16 protein-coding genes are annotated in these 14,960 nt (G+C 57.5%); 8 read left to right on the forward strand and 8 right to left on the reverse strand.

Annotation, left to right across the window (positions count from 1 at the left end; translation table 11 throughout):
• Positions 1-102 precede the first annotated feature (102 nt).
• The 4 genes from ACRRSD_RS27000 to ACRRSD_RS27015 form a co-directional block, all read right to left on the reverse strand.
• Entirely contained in the window at positions 103-816 is a 714-nt protein-coding gene (locus ACRRSD_RS27000; protein ID WP_435036318.1) for an ATPase, read from the reverse strand.
• A gap of 217 nt (positions 817-1,033) precedes the next feature.
• Positions 1,034-1,438, reverse strand: coding sequence for a cupin domain-containing protein (locus ACRRSD_RS27005; protein WP_435036319.1), 405 nt, complete (start codon positions 1,436-1,438; stop codon positions 1,034-1,036).
• Positions 1,439-1,677: 239 nt separating this feature from the next.
• The gene (locus tag ACRRSD_RS27010) at positions 1,678-1,971 is read right to left on the reverse strand and encodes a putative quinol monooxygenase (RefSeq protein ID WP_435036320.1); all 294 of its coding nucleotides are present in this window, start codon (positions 1,969-1,971) and stop codon (positions 1,678-1,680) included.
• 123 nt (positions 1,972-2,094) lie between these two features.
• Entirely contained in the window at positions 2,095-3,528 is a 1,434-nt protein-coding gene (locus ACRRSD_RS27015; protein ID WP_435036321.1) for a PLP-dependent aminotransferase family protein, read from the reverse strand.
• Positions 3,529-3,841: 313 nt separating this feature from the next.
• Between ACRRSD_RS27015 and ACRRSD_RS27020 the strand changes: the two genes are divergently transcribed.
• Entirely contained in the window at positions 3,842-4,282 is a 441-nt protein-coding gene (locus ACRRSD_RS27020; protein WP_435036322.1) for a carboxymuconolactone decarboxylase family protein, read from the forward strand.
• A 100-nt stretch (positions 4,283-4,382) separates the two neighbouring features.
• Here ACRRSD_RS27020 and ACRRSD_RS27025 read toward each other — a convergent pair whose 3' ends face one another.
• The gene (locus ACRRSD_RS27025; protein ID WP_008087988.1) at positions 4,383-4,697 is read right to left on the reverse strand and encodes a hypothetical protein; all 315 of its coding nucleotides are present in this window, start codon (positions 4,695-4,697) and stop codon (positions 4,383-4,385) included.
• Between the two features lie 208 nt (positions 4,698-4,905).
• On the opposite strand from ACRRSD_RS27025, the gene ACRRSD_RS27030 reads away from it, so the two are divergent.
• Genes ACRRSD_RS27030 through ACRRSD_RS27040 form a run of 3 tightly spaced genes read left to right on the forward strand, consistent with a single transcriptional unit; the run spans position 4,906 to position 7,089 of the window.
• Positions 4,906-5,571 carry a secretin and TonB N-terminal domain-containing protein gene (locus ACRRSD_RS27030; RefSeq protein ID WP_397483215.1) on the forward strand — a complete coding sequence of 222 codons (666 nt, stop codon included), beginning with the start codon at positions 4,906-4,908 and terminating at the stop codon, positions 5,569-5,571.
• Positions 5,568-6,119: an RNA polymerase sigma factor gene (locus tag ACRRSD_RS27035; protein ID WP_007913935.1), complete on the forward strand. Its 552-nt coding sequence runs from the start codon at positions 5,568-5,570 to the stop codon at positions 6,117-6,119. The genes ACRRSD_RS27030 and ACRRSD_RS27035 overlap by 4 nt, the downstream gene beginning before the upstream one ends.
• Positions 6,120-6,150: 31 nt before the next feature.
• Complete coding sequence (locus ACRRSD_RS27040) at positions 6,151-7,089, forward strand: FecR family protein (protein ID WP_435036323.1); 939 nt, start codon at positions 6,151-6,153, stop codon at positions 7,087-7,089.
• Between the two features lie 662 nt (positions 7,090-7,751).
• Here the strand turns inward: ACRRSD_RS27040 and ACRRSD_RS27045 are convergent.
• The gene (locus ACRRSD_RS27045) at positions 7,752-8,432 is read right to left on the reverse strand and encodes a hypothetical protein (protein WP_435036324.1); all 681 of its coding nucleotides are present in this window, start codon (positions 8,430-8,432) and stop codon (positions 7,752-7,754) included.
• A 93-nt stretch (positions 8,433-8,525) separates the two neighbouring features.
• Here ACRRSD_RS27045 and ACRRSD_RS27050 point away from each other — a divergent pair, with 93 nt between their 5' ends.
• Positions 8,526-9,197: a Crp/Fnr family transcriptional regulator gene (locus tag ACRRSD_RS27050; protein WP_435036325.1), complete on the forward strand. Its 672-nt coding sequence runs from the start codon at positions 8,526-8,528 to the stop codon at positions 9,195-9,197.
• A 9-nt stretch (positions 9,198-9,206) separates the two neighbouring features.
• On the opposite strand, the gene ACRRSD_RS27055 is transcribed toward ACRRSD_RS27050, so the two are convergent.
• The gene (locus tag ACRRSD_RS27055; RefSeq protein ID WP_435036326.1) at positions 9,207-9,815 is read right to left on the reverse strand and encodes a prepilin-type N-terminal cleavage/methylation domain-containing protein; all 609 of its coding nucleotides are present in this window, start codon (positions 9,813-9,815) and stop codon (positions 9,207-9,209) included.
• Positions 9,812-10,258 carry a type II secretion system minor pseudopilin GspH gene (gene gspH / locus ACRRSD_RS27060; RefSeq protein ID WP_435036327.1) on the reverse strand — a complete coding sequence of 149 codons (447 nt, stop codon included), beginning with the start codon at positions 10,256-10,258 and terminating at the stop codon, positions 9,812-9,814. The genes ACRRSD_RS27055 and gspH overlap by 4 nt, the downstream gene beginning before the upstream one ends.
• Positions 10,259-10,376: 118 nt before the next feature.
• On the opposite strand from gspH, the gene ACRRSD_RS27065 reads away from it, so the two are divergent.
• From ACRRSD_RS27065 to ACRRSD_RS27075, 3 genes are all read left to right on the forward strand, one after another.
• The gene (locus ACRRSD_RS27065; RefSeq protein WP_435036328.1) at positions 10,377-10,808 is read left to right on the forward strand and encodes a type II secretion system protein N; all 432 of its coding nucleotides are present in this window, start codon (positions 10,377-10,379) and stop codon (positions 10,806-10,808) included.
• A gap of 199 nt (positions 10,809-11,007) precedes the next feature.
• Positions 11,008-12,816: an ATP-dependent nuclease gene (locus tag ACRRSD_RS27070; RefSeq protein WP_435036329.1), complete on the forward strand. Its 1,809-nt coding sequence runs from the start codon at positions 11,008-11,010 to the stop codon at positions 12,814-12,816.
• A complete protein-coding gene (locus ACRRSD_RS27075; protein ID WP_435036330.1) occupies positions 12,813-14,576 on the forward strand; it encodes a UvrD-helicase domain-containing protein in 1,764 nt (587 codons plus the stop codon). Before ACRRSD_RS27070 ends, ACRRSD_RS27075 begins: the two co-directional genes overlap by 4 nt.
• The last annotated feature ends 384 nt before the right edge of the window (positions 14,577-14,960 follow it).

The following is a 14,960-nucleotide window of genomic DNA, read 5'->3' on the forward strand; positions in this document are numbered from 1 at the left end:
TTTGTGGTGCCTGTTGCGGCCCCTTCGCGAGCAAGCTCGCTCCCACAGGGGGAACGCATTCCAAATGTGGGAGCGAGCCTGCTCGCGAAAGGGCCCTTACATTCAATACAACTTCTGACCTTGTTTACTATCCAGCATCGACACTTTATCCGCAGGCCTTGCGACCAAATTGTTGAGCGACTGGTCAAACTTCTGCAGCGCCCGAACTTGCACATCCTGCTGCTGGTTGATATCCGCCACTATCTCTTCCGACCGCTTGAAGTCCGCCCACACCGGCGTCAATTCCCGCGCATCCGAACCTTTCGCGGTACCGATGTAGTTCAACCGCGCATCGTAGAAATCGGCACTGACGTCGGCCTTGATGTCGGAACTGCGCGAGGTGATCAACTGGCTATGGGTATCGACGATCGCCACCACATCCGGTTTAGCTGCTCGCAGGCTCTGCATGTCCGGATACACCGTCACTGAGCCGAACTGGCGTTGCAGCGAGGCGTTAACCCATTCCACCGCCATGTCCGGTTTCGAGCTGGCGACGTAAGCGTCATGGATCGGCTGCACCAGCAGGCTCTGGCCAAAACCGGTGCCGGCGTTGGCCTGATAGTCGCGCAGGTATTCGCGGTTGGTCTGGGTGCTTGGGCTGTAGATTACGCCGAGCGACACGCCGGGACCGCTTTTCACTTGCGTGGCGCTGCTGCGGCCGGTGGGATGGGGGAGCAGGGTGTCCAGTGAGGACACTGCTTGAGGCGCGGTGGGTACCGAACAGGCTGACAGAGCTAAAACCGATATCGCCAGTGCACTGGTGAACGCAAGTTTCATGGTGTTTCTCCCGTGAAACAACATCAGTCGAAAAGTTTTAAAAGTCGCGGATGACGACCGTTAATTCAGACTAAACCCGTCAACCTGACAATTTTCTGAGCTAACAGCAGTTGATTAGGTTCATTTGCTGTAACCCGGCGCGGTTAATTGCCGCGGGCAATAAAAAGGCCCAAATCAACGATTTGAGCCTTTTTATTTATGGCTAATTAAACAGCCATCAGTTTTTCAGCGGGATCAGCACTTGTTCATCCGGGGCCAGCACCATGAATACCAGCAACTTGGCAGGCTTGGTCTGGCTGGCATTTTTCGACACCAGATGCTCGGAGCCGGCCGGTTCGTACCAGAACTGGCCCTTCTTGTAGGTGATTGCCTGTTCGCCCTTCACCTGGGAAATCACTTCGCCTTCCAGCACATAAGCCATCGCCGTGCCATCGTGTTTATGGGCGATGGAGGACTGGCCGGGTTTGTAATCCACCTCGATCATCATGGCTTTTTTGCCGGGGGCGTTTTTCAGCATCTGGTCTTGGAGGACGGTGACTTTTTCCGAGGGGTCGTGGGCGAACGCGGCCGAGGTGCAAAGGCTCAGGGCAAGGGCGGCGGCGAAGAAGGGCTGGGCTTTCATGGCGGGTTACCTGTGATGTTCGGGGTGTTGCTGATCACAGTAGTCCGCAGGGCGGTGCATTCAAACGGCCAATATTCGGGAAGATCAGGTGACCAATTGCCGGCGTGTCAGAAAGGTTATCGGTGTGGCGTATTACGCCTTCGCGAGCAAACTCGCTCCCACAGGTTTTGCTGTTGCTCACCTATTTTGTGAACAACCAATAACCCTGTGGGAGCGAGCTTGCTCGCGAAGGGGCCAGATCAGACGATAGGGAAGCTATTGAAATCAACGCTATTGGCCAATCGACTATCGATCAGGTCAATAAACCCCTGCGCCTCGGGCCGGTTGAAATGCGCCTGCATCGCCGCTTCCGACTGCCAGCGGGCACTGACCGTCCAGCGGTGGCTGTCCTCGGGGCAGCGGTCGACCATGTAGGAATCGCAGCCCGGCGTTTCGCGCAGGGTTTCGACGATCTTCTGCAGTTGCCTGCCCAGTTCATCCGAGCGGCCGGCGGCAGCCTGCACCTGGACCGTATTGATCACTTCGTTGGACATTGCTCACACTCCTGAATCAGGCCGGACGAATCCTGCTCATTGAGGGATAACGCCTGTGCAGGATAGGCCTGCCGTCGTGAATCACCAATAACCAATCGGCAGTAAATGCGTTATACCAAAGGCTCATGTCAGCTGTTCGAGGATGTCACGCAGGCGATCCAGAGCGATATCGATGTCCAGCGTTTCGATGGCGCCGAAGCCGAAGTACAGGCCGTTCTTCGCCGTTTGCTGATGATAAAAACCATTGATCGAGTACAGCCCGACTTCAACTTTTTTCGCCAATTCGATCACCAGCGGCAGGTCGATGGGCACCTTGCAGAACACTGCCATATGGAACCCGGCGCTGGCCGGTACCGCCTCCAGCCATGGCGACAAATCATCCGCCATGCGCGCCAGAATCCGCTCACGGCGCTGCGCATAAATCGCATGACAGCGGCGGATATGCTTGAGCAGACAACCCTCGGCGATGAACTTGGCCAGTGCCCATTGCGGCAGGGTCGAGGCGTGCAGATCGGTGAGTTGTTTGGCGCGGATCACTGCTTCGAGAATCGCCGGCGGCAGGATCGCATAACCCAGGCGCAACTCCGGCAGCAGGGTTTTCGAGAAGGTGCCGACGTAGGCGACGATGCCGCGCTGGTCGAGACTGAACAGCGAATCGGTGGGCCGGCCTTCGTAGCGGAATTCGCTGTCATAGTCGTCCTCGATGATGATCGCGCCCAGCTCATGGGCGCGAGCCAGCAAGGCTTCACGGCGCGTCTGACTCATCGACATGCCCAGTGGGAACTGGTGTGACGGCGTGACATAGATGAGGCGCGTGCCATCGGGAATGTGCTCGACCTGAATGCCCTCGGCGTCCACCGGGATCCCGACCACCTCGGCGCCATGGGTGCCGAACAGCAGACGCGCCGGCGGATAACCGGGATCTTCCATCGCCACCAGACTGCCAGGGCGGATCAGCACGCGGGTGATCAGGTCCAGCGCCTGCTGCGCGCCGTTGCACACGACGATGTCTTCATCCTGACAGTTGATCCCGCGGGAAAACGCGATGTGCCGGGCAATCGCATTGCGCAGCGCCGGCAGGCCTTCGGCGACGCTGTAGAAACCCTTGGACTGACTCATCTGGCGCATCGCATGGGCGACGCAGCGGCGCCAGTCATCCTGCGGGAACTGGCCCTTGCTGGTCGCGCCACCGATGAAGTCGTAGCGCAGCGAGCCTTCCAGTGTCGGGTGACGCAAGAATACCGGCAGAACGCGCCAACTCTCGATCACTTCGGCACTGGCCAGTTCGCTGTGGCTTTGCTTGCGCTGGATTTGCGCCGGGCGTGCGTTGACGTAAGTGCCTTTGCCGATGACCCCGGTGAGGAAGTTTTCGTAGGTCAGTTGTGCGTAGGTGTCGGAAATAGTCTTGCGCGAGATGCCCAGTTGCTCGGCGAGCAGACGGCTGGGCGGCAGTTGCGTGCCAGCGGACAGGCGCCCGGACTCAATGGCCCCGCGCAACTGCTGATACAACTGACCGGCGAGATCCTTGCGGCCGTTGATCACGACGTGAAGTTCCATACCGACGAGGCTCCCGAGGCTGTTTGGCGTGCCCGCCAGATTACCGCTGTTGCGGGATGGGCAATAGTTGCCTACCCGAAAAACCCGAAATTGGCCCCATTCTCTTGTGGGAGCGAGCCTGCTCGCGAATGCGGTGTGTCATTCAAAAATGGGCTGACTGACCTGACGCCTTCGCGAGCAGGCTCGCTCCCACAGGGGATCTGCGCAGGGGGCTGATGGGAGTGGTGTGGCGACTTTTCGTGGAATTGGGGCTGTAATGCATGGCTGTCGGCGGATACGGTGAACTCATCACTCCGTCTACCGAGACCTGCCCATGTCCCCGCGCCTGGATTACTACAACGCTTCGCCCAAAGCGATGAAAGCGATGATTGCCATGGAGGCGCTGACCGCCAACCTCAGTATCGAACAGCCGATACTGCAACTGATCCGGATCCGCGCCTCACAACTCAACGGCTGCGCGTTCTGCACCGACATGCACTCGGTGGACGCGCGCCGGGCCGGGGAGAGTGATCGGCGGTTGTATGCGATTGCGGTGTGGCGCGACAGCAATTTCTTCAACCCGCGTGAGCGTGCGGCGCTGGCCTGGGCCGAGGCGGTGACGTTGTTGGCGGAGAGCCGGGTGCCTGATGACGTTTATGAGCAGGCGCGCGAGCAATTCGACGAAGGAGAGCTGGTTGACCTGACCATGGCCGTGACCACCATCAACAGTTGGAACCGCCTCGCGGTGAGCTTCCGCCAAACGCCTAGCGATTGAAGATCAAAAGATCGCAGCCTTCGGCAGCTCCTACAGGGAAACAATCGAAATCCCATGTAGGAGCTGCCGAAGGCTGCGATCTTTTGATTTTGACGTTGCCTTAATTCGCCGGCCGTTGCGGTTTCACCGAGGTGCCAAAGGTATTGCCCATCCGCGTGCTGGTTGCGGCCGGGGTCGCGAGGCCAACCTGATTCGGCGGCCGCTTGTTCACCGGCACATTCAGCGCTTCCTGATTCTTCTCCGCCGCCGCAGCGCCTTCGGGATTGTTGCCCATCTGCTGGCTCAAACAGTCGTAATTCGGTGCCTTGTAACCGCCGACCGTCACCTCGACACAGCCCAATGGTTGCTCGGCATAAGCGCTCGACAGCGCCATCAACAACAGCCCGCCAAGGCTCAATCGCCACAGTGTGTTCATGCTCGCCTCCTGGCCGGCCGAAAGGGGGCCGCGCTATGGCTTGAGTCTAGTGCAAGCCGTGCGCAATTCCCGTGATGGTTTTTTTGCACCGCCCGTCACACCAGATTCATAAACAGCCCTCAGGATGACGATTTGCAAGGATTCGTCAGCCGTGCAGCGAGGCAATTCCACGGACGGTTTTCAGCGTTCAACGAGGCTTGTGCGCCGGATGTGTCTGGGGTGGCTGCTTGGCTGTGCGGCGGGCCATGCCATGGCCGACGCGGTGCCGGCGGACTTGCGCATGACGCTGCACATTCCGGCACAGGATCTGGCGCACGCGCTGGATCAGTACAGCCACGCCACCGGCGTTGCGGTGCTGGTCGACAGTCAGTTGAGTCGCGGTCGACGTTCGCTGGCGGTGGACGGTGAATACACCGCCGCCGATGCCTTGCGTCGATTGCTTGGCGGCAGTGGGTTGATGGCGCGGTATGCCCGCGACGATGCATTTACATTGCAAGTGGCGCAGGTCGAAGACGTGCCGACGCCGCCGCAAAAACAGACGCCGGAAAGCGTCGCCGTCAACCGCAGTTACGCCACAGCGGTGCAAGCGGCGATCGAGCGCAACCTGTGCCGCTCGCCGCTGACCCGGCCGGGCAGTTATCGCGCGGTGTTGCAGGTCTGGGTTGGCCGCGACGGCTTAGTGCAGCACAACCGGTTGGTCACTTCGACCGGTGATGTACGGCGCGACAACGCGCTGGTGGAAAGTTTTCGCAACCTCAAAATCGACCGGCCGACGCCCAGCGCCTTGCGTCAGCCGGTCACGTTGCTGTTGTTACCGGAGTCGTCAGGAAAACGCATGGAATGCACCAAATGGGAAGGAGTTTCCGGGGGATGAAAGACACCGGACAAGGTTCGATGGTCCAACTGTTCCTGACGTCCTACGAGGACTTTCGGGTGCGCCTGCGCAGGCGCCTCGGTTCGGAAGATCTGGCCAACGACGTGCTGCACGAAACTTACCTGCGGGTCGACCGCATGGAGACGCCGCCGAACGTCCTGCGGCCGAATGCCTACCTCTATCGCATGGCCCTGAACATCGCCGCCGACCGCCGCCAGGCCGATGCGCGCCTGCTCACTGGCGAGGAAGTCGAAGAGCTGCTGCAAATCGGCGACGAAGCCCTCGACCCGGCGCGAGTAGTGGGCGGGCAGAAGGAAATCCAGTCACTGCTCAGTGCGTTGTACGAGCTGCCCGCACGGCGCCGGAAGATCTTCATCGCGGCGCGTCTGGAAGAGGCGCCGCACCTGGAAATTTCCCAGCGCTTCGGCATTTCCACGCGCATGGTCGAGAAGGAAATCAAAGCTGCGTTGGGCTTCTGCGCCGCGAAACTGGAAAGAAAAGTGTTTCAGCGGTTCGGTCGCGGGGCCGGAAAACCGTCTTCTGAATAGTGCCCGATCAATTCGTTGAGAATCTGCGCGTTTGAACATCTTTCGACTGACACCTGCCGAGCCATCGGCGGCCGACCATCTGCACAGCGAAGCCCGCGACTGGCTGGTCTTGCTGACCTCCGGCCGCGCCACCGTGGCCGACGCCCGCGCCCTGCGCGAATGGTGCGCGCAGAGTGCCGAGCATGCCCGCGCGTTCGAAGAGGCCAAGCGGTTGTGGCAGAAACTGCAACCGGCCGTGGAGCAAATGCAGGCGCCGCGCGGGTTTGGTCGACGTGCTTTTCTCGGTGGGGCGATTGCTGCGTCGGCGGCGTTTTTGCTGGTGCGCGGGACGATTCCTGGTGGTTTTGAAGGGTTGGGCGCTGACTACATCACTGAGGTTGGCCAGCAGCGTCGCTTTGAACCGGCGCAGGGTGTGAGCCTGGAGTTGAACACGCAGACGCGGATCAATCAGCGTGCAGTGTCTGAGGGTGTGCAGGGGTTTGAGCTGGTCAGTGGTGAGGTTGAAGTGCAGACCGCGCGGTTGCCGTTGGCGATGCAGGCTGGGGGAGGGTGGTTGCGTGCGAGTCAGGCGCGGTTCAATTTGCGTAATACCGATCAGCAGGTGTGTGTGACTTGTCTTGATGGTGCGGTTGAAGTGGATGTTGAGGGGCGTAGTTTGCGGCTTGAACCGGGGCAGCAGGTGACCTATGACGCGCGGCAGGTTGGCAGTGTGCAGAGTGTCGACACGGCCGCCGTGATGAACTGGCGCCAACAAGTGCTGGTGTTTAACGGCGCTACGCTGAGCCAGATGATCGACGAAATCAACCGCTACCGCCCCGGCATGTTGCTGCTGCTCAACCGTGAGCTCGGCCAACGCCGCGTCCAGGCCCGATTCAGCCTCGACCAACTTGCTGGCGTTGCACTGCTGATTCGGGATGCCTATGGCGTCAAATGCACCGAACTACCCGGCGGCGTCGTCGTTTTGAGTTAGTGAGTTTGACTGGGTACATATCCGTTGCTGCGGTAACGGCTGCTTAGGGTTTCGCCCTTACGGCGACTCACTTTTTTTACAAACGCCTAAAAAAAGTAAGCAAAAAAACGCTTGCTCCTACGTACGGCCCGCTCGCTGAGGCTCGGGGTTCCTTCGCTCCGGGATCCATCCGGGCGCATCGCCTACGGTTTGCTTCGCTGCACCTCCTCTCGATGCATTTGGCTGCGCCAAACGGTCGCTGCGCTCCCACCCCCGGATGAATCCCTCCACTCAGCCTTCCGACGTCGCCCGTGGATCAAGATCAAGAGCTGCAGCCGAGCTAACGCTCATCCTGTTGAGTGGGGCGGCTTTGCCGCTTGGGTTGTACGCACATTAAAACGGTGGGAGCGAGCCTGCTCGCGAAGACGGCCTACCAGCCAACCAATCCCCAACTGACCACCCCCAATCCAATTGTAGGAGTGAGCCTGCTCGCGATGACGACCTCACAGCCAACCAATCCCCAACTGACCTCACCCAATCCCAATGTAGGAGCTGCCGAAGGCTGCGATCTTTTGATCTTGGCTCTTTTTGCAGGATGACCGAGTACATTTCCATTCCTGTACTAAAGGCCCGTCAACTTGTTACGGCGTCCAGCCAAGCCGTCCAGATAGCAGCCGGTTGAGTCATGCAAGACGAGACGCCGTACGCTCACTTCTATCCAAAAGCCACGACATCAGCAGCCCTGGAATCAAAAAGCCCAACGAGACCAGAACCCCGTGAAGCATATGCGCCAGAGGCTCCTCAAGAGTGGCAACAAACTTCATGGGCGAAGCGATCGGCGATAGCTGCAAGAACAAAACCCCCAGCACCACACAAGGCCAAATCAAATTCACACCACGTCGCGCACTGAGCCACCATGCATAAGCCGCCAGCACCGCTGAGAAAACACCTTCGAGTATCCAGGAAACAGTCCCCAGCTTGCTCCAAAGGCCATAACCGTAATGCTCGACCGAGTGGGGATACAGTGCCAAATCGCTGTTGTGCATCGGCCAATCAGCGATGAAGTGAGAGAAGGCCGCCAACGCTGCCACAACGGCTACCGGTCGATGCTTGATGAACAGCAGGCCCCAAATCGCTGACCAGAACACCGCAGCCAGCAATGAGTGATCCCAATCAATAAAGGTCAGATCAAAGAACAAGTACGGCCCGCTGTTTAAATTTGCCGTGACGGTATTGAACCCAAGCATGATGAAAATCCCATCGAGCAGATCCAGAAAACCGACGCCCATCATGATCGGTATCGCGGGGATCTTGGGATAGCGGGCCTTGATTGCCAGGCCGATGGCGAAGTGACCTACGTACATTCTGCGTTCCTGATCCAGACAGGCCTGTCGTCTACAGGCCAGAGGCGTCTGATACTATCCGAGCCCTCAAACCAAGATTGTCGGGTTTTGGCAATGTCCGAATTGTCTGCTGAAGTGATAGCCCCATCCTTTTCCCTGCCCCCAGAAGTGGACGCGATTTTGCTTGAGGCCTCGCGGATCAGGACATTGGTAAAGTCAGAGGAACTGTTCCCTCAAGGCTCTAAACCAATGGGCATGTTTCGTATGATTCAAGGCACCTTGCGCGTCGATAGCCTGGGCGCGAGTGGACACCAACTCTTTCTTACGCAATTGGTCGCGGGAGACTGGTTCGGAGAAGTACCACTTCTGGATGGCTTACCGAGAAAGTACGACGTTGCAGCCGTCTCGCCAGCGCGTATTGCAGTGCTGCCTGCCAGCGCATTCTGGCAAATCATTGAACGCCGACCCGATGTTCTGCTCGCCATTACGCGTCTGGTCTGTGGCAGATATCGAATGGCGCTCGATTGGGCGGGGAACACGATCCGCAATCCTCTGCCTGTCAGGTTGGCCAACCGACTCCTTTCCTTGATCAAACCTTCAGGTATCGAAGACGCGCCATGCCTGAAGGTCAACCAGGAACATATCGCCCAACAATTGGGTGTTTCTCGTCAGAGCGTCAACCGCCAGCTGAAAATCTGGGAAGCCGAAGGCCTGTTAGCTGTTCGATACGGCGCTGTCACCATTCTCGATCTGCTACGACTCAGAGAGGCAGCACGAGAGAATTAGCCTATCCATTCAGTTCAGTGGCCCGATCACTTGTCGGTATTTTTCCGGGCCTTGTGGCGTCTGACGGGTCAGGCTGATTTCCAGCCCGGCCGGATCCTCCTGCCGATTACCACTCAGTTGCCGCCAGCCTTTATCGATTTCCCAAACGCGTACTTGCGCATCGCTGACTTCGTTCAACACTGCCACCCCAGCCGTTGGCGCCGGCAACGGATACCGACTCCGCGCCTCAGCCACCGCCCGATACAACGTGTCGCCCTTGACCCACCACCGCACCCGCTGCAAAGCCCCTGGCTGATCCGCCGCCGTACGAATAATGTCCAGCCGAAAACCCTTACTGTCGCTACTGCGCACAGTCAGAGCGGGCGGGGCGCTCGGCGGCTCATCATCCACGCCAACCTTCTTCGGCTCGGTCAACTCAATCCCCGCCCGCATCTCCACATCCCGCTGCAACTGATTCAGCGCCCGCAACAAACCGTCACTCTGCTCACTGCTCGCCTGCAAATGACTGTCCGCCCGCGTCACACTGTCCAGCCCCCGCCAGGCAATCAAACTCACCACCGCCATCAACAAAATCGCGACCATCACCTCAATCAACGTAAACCCTTGCTGGCGCTTCATTGCAGGCTGATCCTTCCACTGCCATCACGCAGCACACTCAAGCGATTCAACCCATCCGACAACGTCAATTGCAGCGGCGGATTGATCCACTCAGCGTTCAGCACAACCCTCTGTTTCGGCTCCACCCGCACCTCCATCTTCGGACTTTGCCAGGCACGCGGCTGCAACTGCGGATCCTGCGCGAAATGATCAAACCCCTTGCCACTGTCACTGCGCCGACTAAACCGAAACCCCTTGGCATCACTCACCCACACAATCGGCCGACCATCCGCGCGCGCCTCCGCCTGCGCCACCTGCAGCAACTGCGCCACACGCTCGGCATCCTTGCGCAGCAACTGCAACGGATCGGGCTTGATACTCAGGCTGATCGCCGCACTGGCGATGCCGATGATCACCAGCACCACCATCAACTCGATCAGCGTAAAACCCTGTTGCCTGTTCATCGCGCGCGCTCCTTTGCGTCCTGCGCCATCGTGCACGGCCAACATGTAAGGCGTGTGAAATAAAACGGAGAGAATTGCCGCGTAGGCTGACAGCAGGGAAAAAAAGGAGATTCAACCCATGACCTTCACTGCACGCTTTTCCCCACCCCAAATGGTTCAGGCCCTCGCACTGCTCGCCGCGCTGGTCGGCGTGGCGACATGGTCGTCACTGCTGCTGACCTCAGCCGAATCACACACCCCGGCAGCGGCCCCGCAGTTGCTGGCGGCGCGCAGTGATAGCCCGGCGTTGCAGTGGTTTTCCAATCAAACGGCACCGATGGACATCAAGGTGAGCGGGGTGATGGCGGGGAGTCGGGGGGCGGTGGCGATACTGAGTCTGAACGATGGGCCGCCGAGGAGTTTTTTGCAGGGGGAGAAGGTTGGGCCTGGGGTGAAGTTGGTGGCGGTGGAGGGGGATGGGGTGGTGATTGAGCAGGGTGGGGAGAGGGTAAGGTTGGGGGTGGAGAGGTTGGGGGAGGGGGTGGTGTTGCCGAGGTTGGTGAAGCCCTGATTTTGTCGGGGATTAGCGGGGATTAGCGTTAGTTCGCGACGGACGGCACTTTGCTCCCCCATCGAAGCTTGCTTCGGGAGCCTTTCAGTATGAATTGCCCCGTATCTCATGATGACCATTTTTTTCCACAGTTGTGGCTAGTCAGCATCGGCTGAATGAGCCAAGCTGAAGCGTCCATCCAGCACAGGGATTTGCGAAAATGCGCGTTATCAATCTAAAGATTGAGAATTTTCGTGGTGTGAAGTCGGCTGACCTCACTTTTGAAGGGCACACCCTGTTGGTAGGGGGCAATAACGTCGGGAAGAGTACGATTTGTGAGGCCTTGGATCTGGTTCTAAGTCCCGACAGGCTTTCCCGCTTTCCCCCGGTTCAAGAATTCGATTTTTACAACGCCCTGTACCTGGATGATAACGGGGCCACTCCCGTAAAAATCAAGATCGAAGTCATGCTGATAGATCTCAGTGGCGAGGTTGAGCGCATCTGCGCCGCTCACACGGAGCTGTGGCATGTCAAAGAGCAACGCCTGCTGGAGGCTGGCGAGGTAGATGCAGCCGCTCCTCCCGATGTTATTCGGTGCCTGCGAATTGAAACCCAAGCCTTCTACAACTCGGAGGAGGATGAGTTCGAGGCGGACACGTTCTTTTCATACAGTCCCAGTCTCGATGATGGCGAGCTTCAGCGTGTAAAGAAAACAGTAAAGCGGCTGTTTGGTTTCCTCTATCTCCGGACCTTGCGCACAGGCTCGCGCGCGCTCAGTCTTGAGCGAGGTTCTCTGCTTGACCTAATTCTCCGGTTGCAAGGCGTACGCACGGGCCTATGGGAAAAGTCCATAAAGCGGCTTCGGGAGTTGGATCCCCCGATTGATTCGGATGCCGCTGACCTTCGACCAGTACTGGACTCGATTGAAGAGAGACTAGCCCAGTACATTTCCGTAGGCGGAGCTGGTAAGACAACTCAGCTATTCGTATCGCAGCTGACGAGAGAACACCTACGCAAGACGATGTCGTTCTTTATTTCCATCACAGCGGATCAAAAGCCAGTCCCATTCCAGCATGTTGGGACGGGTACACTGAACACGCTTGTGCTCGCCCTGTTGTCTTTCATCGCTGAGGTGAAGAAGGATAACGTGATTTTCGCAATGGAGGAGCCTGAGATAGCACTACCTCCACATACGCAGCGCAGAATTGCGAAGTACCTCTTGGAGGAGACGACTCAGTGTTTTGTTACCTCGCACTCGCCGTATGTAATCGAACGATTCGACCCCTCACAGATCATCATCCTACGGCGTAATGTCCAGGCGACGGTGGAGTCGACAACAGTAGCATCTGGCACGACGCTGAAAGGCAAGATGTACAAACGCCATGCGCGCCGTGGTTTGGCTGAAGCGATGCTTGGGCCTGGAGTGATTGTTGCGGAGGGGATCACTGAGCACAGTGCACTGACCGCAGTCGCTGAGAAGATGGAGCAGGCCAACCCGGATCTGTTCGCTTTGGACCTGGCAGGCATCACAATTTTCCCGGTCGAGGGCGACGGTTCGTTACCTAATTTCGGTGCTTTCTTCAAAGCACTTGGACTACGCACGTATGCTTTCTATGACTACAAGCCACGCAAGGCCGAGGAAAATCAGAAGTTTGTTGAGGCCTTCGACTTCCCGAACGAGATTCCATATCCAAACATCGAGCAGCTCCTGGTAACTCAGACACCGGTTGACCACCAATGGACATTCCTATCTGCGCTCCGTGATTCTGGTGATCAAGGGAATATTGGCATTCCTGCCGGGCGCCCTGACGACAAGGGAGTTAAGGACAACATGCTCAAGGCGCTCAAGAGCAATAAGGGTAATGGATATGCAGCACGGTTGCTGGACCTTTGTGCGCTGCATGAGCTACCTCCGGGCATCACAGACTTCCTGACGCGTGTTTATAACGACTTTCCAAAACCTGCTTCTGCCGCACGGCCTGGTGATGGAGCGGCTGAGGAAGAGGATGATCTGGTCGGCGCCGTATGATCATCTGCGAGCGGCGCCAGGCGATTCTGGACGAAAATGGCCACCTCCTGATCGTCGGAGGGCCAGGCAGCGGGAAAACCACCATCGCCCTCCAGAAAGCCACGAAAATTATTGCTGCTGGGTTGCAGTCGGGGCAATCAATACTCTTCCTCAGTTTCTCTCGCGCAGCCGTGGCTCGGGTTGCTGAGGCGTCGAGTCTACTGGTTGATAAGACAGTACGTTCGCAGCTCAGTCTTCAGACCTTTCATTCTTTTTGCTGGACATTGCTCAAAAGCCACGGCTACCTGCTTGGCTCACCAAAGGGCAAGCTCAAAATACTGCTGCCTCAAGATGAAAAGGCCTTGTCCGGTGGTGTGAAAGCGCCGAAGAAGGGAGAGCAGGGAACGGCCGAGTGGCTCGCGTGGCAAACTGAGCGGGAGCGGCTGTTCGCGGAAGATGGGCGAATCTGTTTTGACTGGTTTGCCCCGAAATCAAGTGAACTGCTCGAGCGGTGTCAGTTGCTCCGTGAGCTGGTGGCAGACACTCACCCTGTGATCATTGTTGATGAAGCTCAAGACACCGGGAATGCCGCTTGGGGCTGCATTGAGAAACTAGCCGACCTTTGCCAAATAATTTGCCTAGCTGATCTTGATCAGCAGATTTTTGACCACTTGGAAGGAGTAGGTCCGGAGCGAATCGAGAATATCAAAGAGGCTTTAGCTCCCGTTTTTGTAGATCTTGGCTCAGACAATAACCGCAGTCCTGGCACAGACATCGCTGCGTTCGGCAATGACATCTTGGCGAAGACGCCGCGAAAAGTCCCATACGCCGGTGTTGGCCGCATGCTATACGATCCAAAAAAGGAACCACTTCAGTGGATACGTGTGGCGCTCGGACGATTTTTCAATGGCGCTAAAGCTGATGGTCTGAAATTGGAAAATTTGGTCATCCTCGCAACAACCGGCAGCGGCGTCGCCAAAATTTCAGCTGCGTTGAACGGTGGGGGCAAACCTATTCCCCATAAAGTGTTGTTCGACGAAGCCGCAGTTCTGCTTTCCGCCAGATTGGCAGCGTTCCTTCTCGAGCCCAAGCTTCCTGAGCGGCGTGCAGCTGATATTGCAACATGCCTCGAATTACTTGCTTCAATCAGGCGTGCGGATGGAAGTGCTACGGCGCTCAAGCAAGCAGCAACCTACTTGTTGTGGAGTGCCAAAATTGCCGCAGGTCAGCCCCCAAAGACGAATCTCGCGAAGAGCGCTGAAGCAATAGTCAATGGTGCTGCTGACCTTGTACTTACCGGTGACCCCGGCAGGGATTGGATACTGATCAAAACACTGCTCTACCGGACCGGCGTTGCTGAGTTCATACAGATCGCGGGGGCCCTCGACTATTTGATCGCTTTCAATCGTGGCAAACGAATCAGTGCGAACTTGTCTGAGATGTGGATGACGACTGGTGCCTACACCAAAGCCCGTCAGGGTCTGGATAACGCACTGGTGCAGGATCAATTGCTTGCTGACGGGAACGATACTGGAGGCATACATGTCATGACTATCCACAAATCAAAGGGCAAGCAGTTTGATGCGGTGATCTTGGTTCGAGAAAGTATCAGGCAAGGCGCCAGAGACTTTCGCTCCTCCTTGGTCTGGCGGGGTGATGCACCACCATACGACCGCAGCCGGAAAATCCTTCGCGTTGGGGTTACCCGTGCACGACTTTACGTTCTGATGCTGGAACCGGCATTTCCAGCATGTCCTATTATGTCCGGCTTCAGATTGTGAAGAGGCATTGTCAGCTGCCAGATCAACTGGTACGAAGATTCGTCGGTTAGCTTAAGTCTTACGTAATGAAGGCTCACTTCGAGGAGAGCTTGAGTGGACAGGACTGGAGGGTGTCCGCATCTTCATTGAATGTGAACCCTTTCGAAGCCGCCGACTGGCGGTTTCAGCAACTCGTATTCTTCCATGATTGATTTGATTTCCCTCATTGGATCCGGGGTTGGTGATAGCTGAACTTCGTCACGCTCAATGCCTTCGGCGAGTAAGTACGTGGCAGGACCATCGTTTACAGATAGATGTAATTTGGGGTTTTAGCCTCAGCCCATTTGAGGCTCATCCGGCTGCGGGGGATCATGAAGTCGGCATGCTGGGCACATGCATAGGTGT

The sequence above is a fragment of the Pseudomonas neuropathica genome (genome assembly GCF_051174785.1).
In the GTDB taxonomy this organism is placed as follows: domain Bacteria; phylum Pseudomonadota; class Gammaproteobacteria; order Pseudomonadales; family Pseudomonadaceae; genus Aquipseudomonas; species Aquipseudomonas neuropathica_A.

Bases quoted from the DNA above. Each gene is read 5' to 3' on its own strand.
- ACRRSD_RS27075 (WP_435036330.1), top strand. From the start codon at position 12,813: ATGATCATCTGCGAGCGGCGCCAGGCGATTCTGGACGAAAATGGCCAC.
- gspH (WP_435036327.1), bottom strand. From the start codon at position 10,258: ATGAACAGGCAACAGGGTTTTACGCTGATCGAGTTGATGGTGGTGCTG.
- ACRRSD_RS27035 (WP_007913935.1), top strand. From the start codon at position 5,568: ATGAAAGACACCGGACAAGGTTCGATGGTCCAACTGTTCCTGACGTCC.
- ACRRSD_RS27045 (WP_435036324.1), bottom strand. From the start codon at position 8,432: ATGTACGTAGGTCACTTCGCCATCGGCCTGGCAATCAAGGCCCGCTAT.
- ACRRSD_RS27020 (WP_435036322.1), top strand. From the start codon at position 3,842: ATGTCCCCGCGCCTGGATTACTACAACGCTTCGCCCAAAGCGATGAAA.
- ACRRSD_RS27065 (WP_435036328.1), top strand. From the start codon at position 10,377: ATGACCTTCACTGCACGCTTTTCCCCACCCCAAATGGTTCAGGCCCTC.
- ACRRSD_RS27015 (WP_435036321.1), bottom strand. From the start codon at position 3,528: ATGGAACTTCACGTCGTGATCAACGGCCGCAAGGATCTCGCCGGTCAG.
- ACRRSD_RS27050 (WP_435036325.1), top strand. From the start codon at position 8,526: ATGTCCGAATTGTCTGCTGAAGTGATAGCCCCATCCTTTTCCCTGCCC.
- ACRRSD_RS27030 (WP_397483215.1), top strand. From the start codon at position 4,906: ATGTGTCTGGGGTGGCTGCTTGGCTGTGCGGCGGGCCATGCCATGGCC.
- ACRRSD_RS27010 (WP_435036320.1), bottom strand. From the start codon at position 1,971: ATGTCCAACGAAGTGATCAATACGGTCCAGGTGCAGGCTGCCGCCGGC.
- ACRRSD_RS27055 (WP_435036326.1), bottom strand. From the start codon at position 9,815: ATGAAGCGCCAGCAAGGGTTTACGTTGATTGAGGTGATGGTCGCGATT.
- ACRRSD_RS27025 (WP_008087988.1), bottom strand. From the start codon at position 4,697: ATGAACACACTGTGGCGATTGAGCCTTGGCGGGCTGTTGTTGATGGCG.
- ACRRSD_RS27005 (WP_435036319.1), bottom strand. From the start codon at position 1,438: ATGAAAGCCCAGCCCTTCTTCGCCGCCGCCCTTGCCCTGAGCCTTTGC.
- ACRRSD_RS27000 (WP_435036318.1), bottom strand. From the start codon at position 816: ATGAAACTTGCGTTCACCAGTGCACTGGCGATATCGGTTTTAGCTCTG.
- ACRRSD_RS27070 (WP_435036329.1), top strand. From the start codon at position 11,008: ATGCGCGTTATCAATCTAAAGATTGAGAATTTTCGTGGTGTGAAGTCG.